The 12,491-nt window shown below is 61.8% G+C and carries 12 protein-coding genes and 1 riboswitch; of the genes, 11 read left to right on the forward strand and 1 reads right to left on the reverse strand.

The features are described 5' to 3' along the window. Positions 1 to 26: 26 nt before the first annotated feature. On the reverse strand, positions 27 to 572 hold the full coding sequence (locus KYT97_RS30460) for a CGNR zinc finger domain-containing protein (protein ID WP_045068912.1): 546 nt from the start codon (positions 570 to 572) through the stop codon (positions 27 to 29). Between the two features lie 68 nt (positions 573 to 640). Between KYT97_RS30460 and KYT97_RS30465 the strand changes: the two genes are divergently transcribed. The 11 genes from KYT97_RS30465 to fahA all read left to right on the forward strand — a co-directional run bounded on the left by KYT97_RS30465 (position 641) and on the right by fahA (position 12,472). Continuing rightward, the gene (locus KYT97_RS30465) at positions 641 to 1,588 is read left to right on the forward strand and encodes an EamA family transporter (protein ID WP_033234031.1); all 948 of its coding nucleotides are present in this window, start codon (positions 641 to 643) and stop codon (positions 1,586 to 1,588) included. A 45-nt stretch (positions 1,589 to 1,633) separates the two neighbouring features. Continuing rightward, positions 1,634 to 2,572 (forward strand): ABC transporter ATP-binding protein, encoded by a 939-nt coding sequence (locus tag KYT97_RS30470; protein WP_045068910.1) that lies wholly within the window; start codon positions 1,634 to 1,636, stop codon positions 2,570 to 2,572. Continuing rightward, on the forward strand, positions 2,572 to 3,345 hold the full coding sequence (locus KYT97_RS30475) for an ABC transporter permease (RefSeq protein WP_092806503.1): 774 nt from the start codon (positions 2,572 to 2,574) through the stop codon (positions 3,343 to 3,345). The genes KYT97_RS30470 and KYT97_RS30475 overlap by 1 nt, the downstream gene beginning before the upstream one ends. Further along, positions 3,346 to 4,470 carry a sensor histidine kinase gene (locus KYT97_RS30480; protein ID WP_052683588.1) on the forward strand — a complete coding sequence of 375 codons (1,125 nt, stop codon included), beginning with the start codon at positions 3,346 to 3,348 and terminating at the stop codon, positions 4,468 to 4,470. Further along, positions 4,467 to 5,075, forward strand: a complete 609-nt coding sequence (locus KYT97_RS30485; RefSeq protein WP_033234027.1) for a response regulator transcription factor — start codon at positions 4,467 to 4,469, stop codon at positions 5,073 to 5,075. The genes KYT97_RS30480 and KYT97_RS30485 overlap by 4 nt, the downstream gene beginning before the upstream one ends. A 216-nt stretch (positions 5,076 to 5,291) precedes the next feature. Then, entirely contained in the window at positions 5,292 to 5,723 is a 432-nt protein-coding gene (locus KYT97_RS30490; RefSeq protein ID WP_045068905.1) for a helix-turn-helix domain-containing protein, read from the forward strand. A 108-nt stretch (positions 5,724 to 5,831) separates the two neighbouring features. Further along, a riboswitch (cobalamin riboswitch) is annotated at positions 5,832 to 6,040 on the forward strand. A gap of 136 nt (positions 6,041 to 6,176) precedes the next feature. Continuing rightward, positions 6,177 to 8,441 carry a 5-methyltetrahydropteroyltriglutamate--homocysteine S-methyltransferase gene (gene metE, locus KYT97_RS30495; protein WP_219111518.1) on the forward strand — a complete coding sequence of 755 codons (2,265 nt, stop codon included), beginning with the start codon at positions 6,177 to 6,179 and terminating at the stop codon, positions 8,439 to 8,441. Positions 8,442 to 8,565: 124 nt separating this feature from the next. Next, positions 8,566 to 9,117 carry a MarR family winged helix-turn-helix transcriptional regulator gene (locus KYT97_RS30500; RefSeq protein WP_033234025.1) on the forward strand — a complete coding sequence of 184 codons (552 nt, stop codon included), beginning with the start codon at positions 8,566 to 8,568 and terminating at the stop codon, positions 9,115 to 9,117. Between the two features lie 111 nt (positions 9,118 to 9,228). Beyond that, entirely contained in the window at positions 9,229 to 10,428 is a 1,200-nt protein-coding gene (locus KYT97_RS30505; RefSeq protein ID WP_219111519.1) for a homogentisate 1,2-dioxygenase, read from the forward strand. Then, a complete protein-coding gene (locus KYT97_RS30510) occupies positions 10,425 to 11,285 on the forward strand; it encodes a hypothetical protein (RefSeq protein WP_095888334.1) in 861 nt (286 codons plus the stop codon). The genes KYT97_RS30505 and KYT97_RS30510 overlap by 4 nt, the downstream gene beginning before the upstream one ends. A 2-nt stretch (positions 11,286 to 11,287) precedes the next feature. Continuing rightward, entirely contained in the window at positions 11,288 to 12,472 is a 1,185-nt protein-coding gene (gene fahA, locus KYT97_RS30515) for a fumarylacetoacetase (RefSeq protein ID WP_095888696.1), read from the forward strand. The last annotated feature ends 19 nt before the right edge of the window (positions 12,473 to 12,491 follow it).

The raw sequence follows: 12,491 nt of genomic DNA on the forward strand, positions 1-12,491 counted from the left end.
TTAGCACGGTTGTCCGGATATACCTGTCAGCCAACGGATTTTCGCGCACGATATGCCGCGACATTAGCCCTGTTCCCACAGTTTCCGGTGTCGCAGTATCGCTTCGAGCGATTGCGCGACAGATCCACGAATACTGCGTCACAATCAGGAGCGGTACACCACTGCAGACGCGAGAACTCCCCAGTGCGGATCAGATCGAGCACACCCATCGCCGCTTCGGCGGCCATCCGATCGACGAGGGGCGCATCGTCCGCCGTGACGTGCAGATGCCACCCGAGATCGTCGTGCCGGGCGAGTCTCGGCTGCGCTCCCGATTCGGCCAGCAGCGTGTTCACCACCGCGACGGCGTCGTCTACTTCGGTCACTTCCCAGAACTGTCGCAGACGTGGACGTAGCGTCCGCACCGCATCGAGTTCGCTCTGCGTGCCGTCGCGTCGCCCGGTCCACTTGTCCGTATCGAGAAATCGAGTCAGTTCTTCCTGATCAGGCAGAAGTTCGCCGCCTCCTCGAGCAGTGTTCACCAACGACGCAGCGAAGACGAGCGCCGATTCCGTGTCATCAGCAAAATTCACTTTGACTCCTGAGCATTGTCAACCTAGTGTCATCATCGTAATCGCTTTTACTCCTGACGGGTGACGACGTGAACTCTCGCAACGGCTTGATCTTCGCTCTACTGTCCGCTGCGACCTTCGGCGTCTCCGGCCCCTTCGCCAAATCTCTCATCGAATCCGGTTGGTCGCCGGGAGGCGCGGTGTTCGCGCGCGTTGCCGGCGGCGCACTCGTGATGATGGTGATTGCACTGGGAACCCAGTGGCGTCGTATGCGGCAAGTGACGGCCCACACGCGAACGGTATTACTGTACGGAGTGTTCGCAATATCCGGAGTGCAGTTGTGTTTCTTCAATGCGGTGCAACATCTTTCGGTCGGCGTTGCGCTTCTTCTCGAGTACCTGGCCCCCATCATCGTCATCGGATGGGTGTGGATCACCAAGGGCGCACGGCCGAGCGTGCAGACACTTCTGGGAGCAGCGATCGCCCTGGTAGGCGCGGCCGTGGTCATCGATGTCTTCGGCTCGGCAGAGATCAGTGCCGTCGGCGTCGCTTGGGGACTGGCAGCAGCTGCCTGTCTCGCAGTGTATTTCGTAATTTCCGAACGGGCCGACGGCGATCTGCACCCTGTTGTGCTCGCAGCGTCCGGGCTGACTGTCAGCGCAGTGCTCATCGGACTACTCGGAGTGATCGGCGCACTCCCCCTTGCATTCTCGTCGTCGAACACCGTCGTGGCAGGCCATTCTGTGGGAGTGTGGCTGCCGATAGTGATTCTGGTCGTCGTCAGTACCGTCATCGCCTATCTCACCGGCATCGCCGCGATCACGTTGTTGGGACCCACAATCGGGTCGCTCGTAGCCCTCACCGAGGTCCTGTGCGCAGTGATCGCAGCCTGGATACTTGTCGGCGAATCCATCACCGTCATCCAAGGCATCGGCGGCGCAGCGATTATCGTCGGCCTGGTACTCGCCCGCCTCGGCCAGCAGCCACCGAAACCCGCGACTGCCAAACCAATGACAAATGTCATGGCCGAAGAATGACGGATCGACGAGGGCTCCCCTGCCGAAAACCGGCAGATTCGAGGTATGACCTCAGCACAGGCACTGCATCCACCCGTTGACGGACGAGCACACGACGCCATTCGATTGACCGGACTTCACAAGCGCTTCGGCGATGTGGGCGCAGTCAACGGCATCGACCTGAGTATTCGCCCCGGTGAAATAGTGGCGTTTCTCGGCCCGAACGGCGCCGGAAAAACCACCACCATCGACTTGATTCTCGGCCTGTCGAAGCCGACATCCGGTGACGTGAGCGTCTTCGGGATGGCGCCGCGCGCAGCGATAGCCCGCGGACTGGTCTCCGCGGTCATGCAGAGCGGCGGACTACTCAAAGAACTGACAGTTGCCGAGACGGTGCAACTGACGGCGAGTCTGTACGCACACCCTCGCCCCGTCGACGAAGTCCTGCGCCGCGCCGGAATCCTCGACATCGCCGGCCGACTCGTCAGCAAGTGCTCCGGCGGGCAACAGCAGCGCCTGAGATTTGCGATGGCCCTCCTGTCGGACCCGAGACTTCTCATCCTCGACGAACCGACCACCGGCATGGATGTCGAAGGGCGCCGGGACTTCTGGTCGGCCATCCGAGCCGACGCGGATCAAGGACGCACCGTTCTGTTTGCGACGCACTACCTCGAAGAAGCCGACGTCTACGCCGACCGCATCATTCTGGTCCGGCAAGGAACTATCGTGGCCGACGGAACCACCGCCGAGGTCAAAGCCATGGCGTCCGGACGAACCCTGCACGCGCGGGTTCCTGGCCTGACCGACGAACTTCTACGCGCGATCCCGCACTCGGATGCCGTCGAACTGCGCGGCGAGGCACTGACGGTGCACTCAGGCAACACCGATGCCGTCGCACGGTTCCTCCTGAACAACACAGCGGCCCGCGATCTCGAAATCGTCTCGCGCGGACTCGAAGACGCCTTCATCGCACTCACGTCGAACAACTCCGAAGGACAGAAGTGATGACCACTGCAACAGAACGAACCGTCGTACCACTGGGCGGGTTCAACACGACCTTGCTGCGTTTGGAACTGCGTCGCCTGACCCGTAATCGGCGCACGATGCTCTTCACACTTGTCATGCCGGTGGTCTTCTACCTGGTCTTCGGGTTGGGGCAAAGCGACGACGCTCATGACATCGGGCACGGCAACGTCGCGGCGTACATCATGATCAGCATGGCGTTGTACGGCGCGATGCTCGCAACCACCAGCGGCGGCGCGATGGTGTCGATCGAGCGAGCATCCGGGTGGAGCAGGCAACTTCGGCTGACACCGTTGACTCCGGTCGCCTACATCGCCGTCAAATTGATCATGGCCATGCTGCTCGGTCTCGCGTCGATCCTCGTTGTCTATGTTGTCGGCTCGTTCACCTCTGCTCAGATGGACGGATCATTGTGGTTCACAACGGCATTGATCGCTTGGCTCGGATCGTCGATCTTCGCGGCCTTCGGCCTGTTCATGGGATACCTGCTGCCGAGTGAGAACGTCATGCAACTGCTCGGTCCCGGGCTCGCACTGCTGGCATTCGGCGGCGGTCTGTTTGTTCCGCTCCAGGATGGTTCGGTGTGGGCGACCATCGCTCAATTCACTCCGATGTTCGGCATCAACGCGCTGGCGCACGCGCCGCTGACCGGCAATAGCGTCCACTGGACGTGGATCGTCAATATTCTGGTGTGGTTCGCCGTCTTCGCTGCCGGAGCGATCTGGCGGTTCCAACAAGATACGGAGCGTGTGTAGTTGTCGGAGACCACTCGCCCAATCGATTCCGCCGCGATGCCGCGACGGAATCGTTTCGGCATTCTGTTTGCCGCCGTGTGGATGATTTTTCTCGGTGGTCCCCTCATCGAGGGATGGAACCTTCGCGACGAATTACGCGGCTGGGCAGGGATTCTTGCGACGCTTACCTTCGGCGCTCTCTACCTCTACACCTTTGCCCGGGTACAGCAGCGCCGTCTCACCCTCAGCGGGGAACCGACAGTTCGCCGCGCGGTACTCACGTTGGCCGGTCTGACTGCACTCGCTGCTGTGATCATCGTCAGTGTCGGGCCGACCGGTCTCGCAACTGCGCCCTACCTCGCGGTCACGGCCGTCACAATGCTTCCGACCGTGGCCGGCGGCATTCTCACCTTGGCCATTGCCGCTTCGGTGGAAATCGTCAGTGTCAGCGCCGGATGGGGAAACTATTCGGGCCTGTCACTCGGAGTGTGCGCCGCCGCGTTTGCCACGTGGGGCGTCATGTCCCTCATCAGACGCAATATTGCGATGGTCCACGAACGAGAAGAACAGGAACTGCGTGCCGTCATGGAAGAACGCGCTCGAATGGCGCGCGATCTCCATGACATCCTCGGACATTCGCTCACCGTCATCACCGTCAAAGCCGAACTGGCCAACCGATTGTTGGACGTCGACGTCGAGCGAGCTCGCAGTGAACTCGACGATCTCGAACGGCTTTCCCGAGACGCTTTGGCTGATGTGCGCTCGGCCGTGGACGGCTTTCGAACCATCTCACTTCCCGTCGAGATCGCCCGTGCCCGGGAGGCTCTCCGTGCCGCCGGCATCGAAGATCATTCCCCGAACAGTACCGAAATGGTCCCGCGACACTTGCGGGAGTTGTTTGCCTGGACAGTTCGGGAAGGTGTCACCAACGTCGTACGTCACAGCGCCGCAACACAATGCACCATCACCATCGACGAGAAGAGCGTCGAAATTGTCGACGACGGGATCTCCGGTGAGAATACGACGATCGGCAACGGGTTGACCGGACTGCGTGAACGCGCCGCAGCGGCGGGAGCCCGCCTGACCATCAACAGCGCCGCGCACCAGGGCTTTTCACTGCAGGTCCATGAACAGGAGAACACGTGAGCATTCGGCTACTACTCGCCGACGACCAGGCATTGGTTCGCGGCGCCCTGGCGGCGCTCCTCGATCTCGAAACCGATCTGACCGTGGTCGCGGAAGTTGGTCGAGGCGACGAGGTTGTTGCGGCAGCTATGGAACACCGCCCCGACGTTGCGCTACTGGACGTGGAGATGCCGGGGATGGACGGGATCGCTGCCACGTCGGCGTTGCTGGAAGCGCTCCCACAGACACGCGTGCTGATCGTGACAACCTTCGGGCGGCCAGGATTTCTTCGCAAGGCAATGCACGCCGGGGCCACCGGTTTTGTCGTCAAGGACACCCCGGCGCGGCAACTCGCCGACGCGGTGCGACGCGTTCATGCGGGGTTGCGCGTCGTAGATCCCACGTTGGCGGCAGACAGCCTTGTCAGCGGCGAATCTCCGCTGACCGACCGCGAAACCGAAGTACTGCGCGCCGCGAAGGCCGGCGCACCCGTTGCAGCTATCGCCGCCGAGCTATTCCTGTCAGCCGGCACCGTTCGCAATCACCTGTCGTCCGCGATGGGGAAGACCGGTGGTGCAACGCGCGGAGAATCTGCCCGAATCGCCGAATCCAACGGTTGGTTATAAGAAGAGCAGGGTCCCCACATAGAGTCCCGTATCCGGCAATTCCGTCGCAATTAATGCCAATCCCTCTCCCGCCTGCAGTTCTGACGCAAATCTTCACGTATCCTGTTACCTGGTTCCACAGCAACACGTTGCGGAACCAAGTAGCGGAGTACCGACCCACCTTTGGTTACCTACCAGTTATCAGATGGTTGAGCGGACAACACAGGGGGAAGGCTCATGGCGAGATTCAGCCAACGATTGAATGCGCTGTTCGAGTCCGCCCCCAATCACGTCACCAACGCCATGGTTGTGCGCAGCATGACCGAAGACGGTTGTCGCATCTCGACTCCCTACTTGTCGCAACTCCGCACGGGTGTCCGAACCAATCCCTCACCCGAAGTTGTCTCCGCCCTCGCCCGATTCTTCGAAGTGACTCCGGACTATTTTTTCAACCCCGACCAAGAAGTGCCATTTCTTGCAAGCGGCGATTCCGACCATATTCTGCTCGCACAGCTTCACAATGATCGCCTACGCAATCTCACGTCCCGGGTCGTCGACCTTTCTCCGGCATCACAGGCCCTGCTTGTCGAAATGGCAGAAAATCTCCGATCATCGGAAAATCTTCCCCGCGTCCCTCCCGACTCCAACTCGTACTCGTGGCGCGCCTAGCCCGTCGACCGAAGGCATACAGGCACTCCTTTTCCTGCTCCGACGCTCGTGGCCCTATGCTGGGCAACGCAGCTGGTTCGCCCGGCGCGGTCATGAGGAGCCCCGAAGACCGTTCCTGGCGTCGAAGCTCCGTCAGCCCAGGCTGACGGAGTGAGAGGGAACCCGGTGAAAATCCGGGACTGTCCCGCAGCGGTAAGCAGGAACGACCGCCGTCTACATGCACTGGGCATCTTGCCTGGGAAGCGACGGCCAGTAGGTTCGATCACCACGATCGAGAGCCCGCGAGTCCGAAGACCTGCCGACTGTGTCGGGCACGCCGTGCCCGACGGTCCACCGCCTCGTGGAATGGGCGCGTAGATCTCGAGAAGTGGTCGCATGTTTGATCGCGGCCTCATGAGGTGTACCCGTCTGCCGGCAGTGGCCATCAGTGCAATGGCAATCTGGAGAAACTCCGTGACAACAACATTCACCGCGACCGTGCTGGGCTCTCCGCGCATCGGTCCTCATCGCGAACTCAAGCGGGCCATCGAAAGCTACTGGGCGGGGCGTATCGACGCCGACGCCTTGGCGCGAGTAGCTCGTGACCTCCGTCGGCAGGGCTTGGCCGACCTTCGTGACCAGGGTCTCGACTCCATCCCGGTCAACACTTTTTCCTTCTACGACCAGATGCTCGACACGGCAGTGCTTCTCGGGGCGTTGCCCGAGCGGGTCGCCTCCGTCGCCGATCCGTTGGACCGCTATTTTGCGGCCGCACGCGGCACCGACACCATCGCACCGCTCGAGATGACGAAGTGGTTCGATACCAATTACCACTATCTGGTCCCCGAGATTTCACCGTCGACGACTTTCGCGCTCGACGCCTCCAAGGTGCTCGGCGAACTGGCGGAAGCACTCACCGACGGAATTCCCGCTCGCCCGGTTGTTATCGGACCCGTCACGTTCCTTCTCCTCTCGAAGGCTGTCGGAACCGAAGAACCTCTTCTGACGCGGATCGATGAACTGGTTCCGCTGTACGCGGACCTTCTCGGCAAGCTCGCCGAAGCCGGGGCCACGTGGGTACAGATCGACGAACCGGCGCTCGTCGGCGACCGCACCGACGAGGAGATCGAGGCCGCGCGGTCGCTCTACGAACAGCTTTCACTGTTGTCGAACCGACCGGCAATTTTGCTGGCGTCGTACTTCGGCTCGTTGGGCGATGCACTGCCCGCCCTGGCGTCCACCGCAGTCGACGGTTTTGCGATCGACCTTGTCGCAGGACATGATTCGATAGGTTCCGTCTCAGACCTCGCCCGAAAATTGGTAGTCGCCGGAGTTGTCGACGGTCGTAACATCTGGCGAACGGACCTGGATTCGGCGCTGTCCACGCTTGGCGGGTTGCTCGGCAGCGTCGAGAGGCTTGCCGTCTCCACGTCGTGCTCACTCCTGCACGTTCCGTACTCGCTCTCGCAGGAACCTGATCTCGACAAAGCCCTTCGCTCCTGGCTTGCATTCGGCGCCGAAAAGGTGCGGGAAGTGGCAACACTTGCCACCGCACTGACCCAGGGTCGCGAATCCGTCGAGGACGAATTCGGCCTCGCTCGCGCCGCCGCGTCGACTCGCAGGGACGACAAGCGACTCAACGACGCACGCGTGCGTGGGCGTCTTGAAGCCGTGCTGAATTCGGCGACCAACCGCGCACCGGCAGCAGAGCGCCGTAAAGCTCAGGCCGAATTGCTGTCGCTTCCTCCCCTTCCGACCACCACTATCGGTTCGTACCCGCAGACATCCAAGATTCGGGTGGCTCGTGCGGCATTGCGCAAGGGCGAGATCGACGGAGGCGAATACATCTCGCGCATGCGCGCCGAGATCGCGGATGTGGTTGCGCTCCAAGAGAAGTTGGACCTGGACGTGCTCGTGCACGGAGAACCCGAACGCAACGACATGGTCCAGTACTTCGCCGAACAGCTCGAGGGATTCTTCGCGACCGCGAATGGTTGGGTGCAGTCGTACGGAACGCGCTGTGTACGTCCGCCGATCCTTTACGGCGATGTCTCCCGACCGAAGCCGATGACGGTCGACTGGATCACCTACGCGCAGTCACTGACCGACAAGCCGGTCAAGGGGATGCTCACGGGACCGGTCACGATTCTGGCGTGGTCGTTCGTGCGTGACGATCAGCCACTTGCCGACTCCGCCAATCAGGTTGCACTGGCGATTCGGGACGAAACCGTCGACCTACAGGCTGCCGGCATCGGCATCATCCAGGTAGACGAGCCCGCACTTCGTGAGCTGCTCCCGTTGCGAGCCGCCGATCAGTCGGCATACCTGGACTGGTCGGTCGGGTCGTTCCGACTGGCAACGTCGGGCGTCGCGGATTCCACGGCGATCCACACCCATCTCTGCTACTCGGAGTTCGGTGCCGTGATCGGCGCGATCGCGGGACTGGATGCCGATGTCACCTCGATCGAGGCGGCCCGCTCGCACATGGAGGTTTTGGACGACCTCAGCGCCGTCGGGTTCGACCTTGGCGTCGGCCCCGGTGTGTACGACATTCACTCTCCGCGGGTGCCGAGCGTCGACGAGATTGCCGGCTCGCTGCGTGAAGCAATCGAGGCTGTCCCGGTGGAACGGTTGTGGGTCAATCCTGACTGCGGCTTGAAGACACGAGGTCCGGTCGAGGTAGAAGCGTCGCTGCGTAACCTCGTCGAGGCGGCAAAGCTGGTGCGAGCGGAGTTGTAGGGGGCTCCGCCCCCCTGTGCGCCTTTTTGGTAGTGGGCACTACTGGAAAGGCGCACAGGGGCCGTAGGCCCCTTTTAGTACATTCATATACAAACGTGCCTCTTGATCGCGCTAGAGTGACGCCATGGAAGCCGCAGCAGAAGAAACTCAGGGAACGGCCGGAGAGCTCAATTTTTGGTCGTTCATCGAGTTGGCGAACAAAAGACTGTCCGACGAGCACGGCTTTCGCCACCACCTCGCCACCGAGGTTCTCCTGACACTCAACCGCGCATCCAACGTGGTCACGTATGACCTCGAGTCGTCGATACACCGACCACGCGGCTGGTCGTGGTCATCCTTCCGCCTGATGTTCGTGACCTGGCTGGCCGGGCCGATCGAGCCGAAAGCCGCTGCCGAGCTCACTGGAATGAGTCGGGCGGCCGTGTCGAACCTGTCCAAATCACTGCTGGCCGACGGCCTGATCGATCGTCGCCCTACCGAGAACGACGGCCGTTCGGTGCAGCTCTACCTGACCGAGATGGGCAGAGACGCGATGGTCGAGGCGTTTCGCGAGCAGAACGAGCGCGAACACGCGTGGGTCAGCGTCCTCAGCGAAGCTGAGCAGCGGATTCTTGTGATGCTCCTGGACAAACTGATCAGCAATCGCAGCCAGTTCGACGTGCGCGGACGGAACTAACAACACAACCCGCACCCCCTGAAGGGTTGCACCTGTCACATCATTTTAGTTAATGTGTTTACTATCTGGTCAACGTGAGTCAGACGGAAACAGCACAGAAGGAGGCCGGACATGGCGTTCTACCGACAACTCGGCAATGTCCCCCCGAAGCGTCACACTCAGCACCGTGACGAAGCAGGAAACCTCTACTACGAGGAGTTGATGGGCGAAGAAGGATTCTCCTCCGACTCGTCGCTCCTGTACCACCGTGAGATTCCGTCGGCGATCGTCGACGCCACGCTCTGGGAACTGCGTGACCAGAGCACCACGCCCAATCACCCACTCAAACCGCGACATCTGAAGCTTCACGACCTGTTCCCGGAAAGTATCTGGGCCGAAACGGATGTGGTGACCGGACGGCGCCTGATCCTCGGCAATGCCGACGTCCGCCTGTCCTACGTCATTGCCGGTGCTGCATCGCCCCTGTACCGCAACGCAATCGGCGACGAGATGGTCTACATCGAATCCGGTGAAGCCACTGTCGAAACGGTATTCGGCGCACTCGAAGCACGCGAAGGCGACTACGTCCTCATCCCGATGTCCACGACGCATCGCTGGATCCCCAAGGGCGACAAGCCACTACGCGCCTACACGATCGAAGCGAACAGCCACATCGTTCCGCCCAAGCGTTACCTCTCACGATTCGGCCAGTTGCTCGAGAACGCACCGTTCTGCGAGCGCGACCTACACGGACCCACGGCTCCCCTGATCGCCGAAGGTACCGATGTGGAGGTCTTGGTCAAGCACCGGACGTCGGCCGGCATCGTGGGAACCCGCATGGTCTACCCGACGCATCCCTTCGACGTGGTCGGCTGGGACGGTTGCCTGTACCCGTACACGTTCAACATCTCCGACTACGAACCCATCACCGGCCGCGTTCACCAGCCGCCGCCGGCGCATCAGGCATTCGAGGGCAACAACTTCGTGATCTGTAACTTCGTGCCACGCAAGGTCGACTACCATCCACTGTCGATTCCTGTGCCGTACTACCACTCCAATGTCGACTCCGACGAGATCATGTTCTATTGCGGCGGCGACTACGAAGCACGCAAGGGTTCCGGCATCGGCCAGGGTTCCATCTCGGTTCATCCCGGCGGACACGCACACGGCCCGCAGCCAGGAGCGTACGAGCGCAGCATCGGTGCAGAGTTCTTCGACGAGCTGGCCGTCATGGTCGACACGTTCCGGCCGCTCGAACTCGGCGAAGGCGCGTTGGCATGCGAAGACGACAACTACGCCTGGAGTTGGGCCGGACGGGGGCCTGCACAATGACCGTCATCTCCCCACTCCTGCGCGGTCTGTGCGACGACGCCGCCCTCTTCCCGCCCGGCAATGCGCCTCTCGCCGAAGCAGTTCCGTCGCATCAGTCGTACCTCGAAGCCGGCTACTCCGCATTGGTCGGCCCCTTCGTCTTTCCCGCACCGCGATTGGACGAACTCTCCGCTCACATCTCTGCCGATCATCCTGTGGCACTGAGCCTCACAGTTCCTGCCGGTCCGGACGCCACTGCGGCGGCGGTGGCGAAGGCCCTGGCCATCCCGGGGGTCGATGTCGTAGCGGTGGAGGTTGGAACACCTTCCGGCGTAGCGGCCGATCATGCTTTCGACGAGCTGGCGCGCATTCACGCCGCGTATCCCTACATCGACATCTTTGTCGAGGTTCCCCGCGACGATCGACGCGACAGCTACATTGCCGCGCTGGAAAAGGCCGGTTACAGCGCGAAGTTCCGCACCGGCGGCGTTCAGGCCGAGGCGTATCCCGACGAGAACGAACTCGCTGACGCCATCATTTCCGTTGTCCGCGCTGGTATTCCGTTCAAGGCCACGGCAGGGCTGCATCATGCCGTCCGGAACACAGATCCCGACACGGGTTTCGAGCAGCACGGCTTCCTCAACATCCTGTCGGCAGTCGGCGCTGCGGCGACCGGCGCAGATCGGTCCGATGTAGTTGCCGCACTGGCAGAACGGGACGGAACCGCTCTCGCACACAGCGTGTCCGAACTCGATGACCAGGACGTGCGTCGACGCTTCCTCTCGTTCGGCACCTGCAGCATCTCGGACCCACTGACCGAACTCGAAGACCTGGGACTGATCAACCGGTCCGAGAAGACAGAAGGAACACTCGCATGACCATGACGACCATCAACATTCCCGCCGACTCGCTCTTCGGGCTCGACAATCTGCCATACGGTGTGTTCTCCCCCGCAGGCGGCGCTCCGCGTGTCGGCGTTCGAGTGGGTGACTCTGTCATCGACCTTGCAGTGGCACTGGGCGATTCCGTCTTCTCGGAACCGACATTGAACGCGTTCATGGCACAAGGCCGCGATCGCTGGGTATCCGTGCGCAACCAGATCACCGAACTTGCAACCGGAGAAATCCCCTCCGACGCAGTCTTTTCCATCGACTCCGTCGAGATGCATCTGCCGATCACAGTGGCCGACTACGTCGACTTCTACGCGTCGGAGAATCACGCCACCAACCTCGGCCGTCTCTTCCGCCCGGATTCCGCTCCCCTGATGCCCAACTGGAAGCACCTTCCCGTGGGCTACCACGGGCGTTCGAGCACCGTCGTCGTATCCGGCACAGACATCATTCGTCCCTGTGGCCAGCGCAAGAGCCCTGACCAGGCGAACCCGGATTTCGGACCGTCGCGCCGCCTCGACATCGAGGCCGAGATGGGATTCATCGTCGGAACCCCTTCGAAGATGGGCGATTCCATCACGCCTGACGAATTTGCCGACCACGTCTTCGGAGCCGTTGTCGTGAACGACTGGTCTGCCCGCGACATTCAGGCGTGGGAATACGTCCCGCTTGGCCCCAACCTGGGCAAGAGCTTTGCCACGTCCATCTCCCCGTGGGTCGTCCCGCTTCTCGCTCTCGAAGCTGCCCGCATCGACACTCCCGTCCAGGATCCCGAACCCCTCCCCTACCTGCGCGGCGAGGAAAAGTGGGGACTCGACATCGACCTCGCTGTCGAATGGAACGGTCACGTCGTCTCCCGTCCGCCGTACGCGCAGATGTACTGGTCACCCGCGCAGATGTTGGCCCACACCACCATCAACGGGGCGGTCGCGAGTACCGGCGATCTCTTTGCGTCCGGAACCATCTCGGGCCCCGAGAAGAACCAGCGCGGCGCCTTCATCGAACTGACCTGGGGCGGAAAAGAACCCGTCGCTGTCGGCGACGAGACTCGCACCTTCCTCGAAGACGGAGATGTCATCTCCATCTCGGCCACCGCACCAGCAGCCGGCGGTTCACGCATCGGGTTCGGTGAGGTCAGCGCACGTATCCTCCCGGCCACGCAGGCAGATCGATAAGCACAACCACATAGCTCGA

It is taken from the genome of Rhodococcus globerulus (assembly GCF_019334125.1).
Lineage (GTDB): Bacteria > Actinomycetota > Actinomycetes > Mycobacteriales > Mycobacteriaceae > Rhodococcus_F > Rhodococcus_F globerula.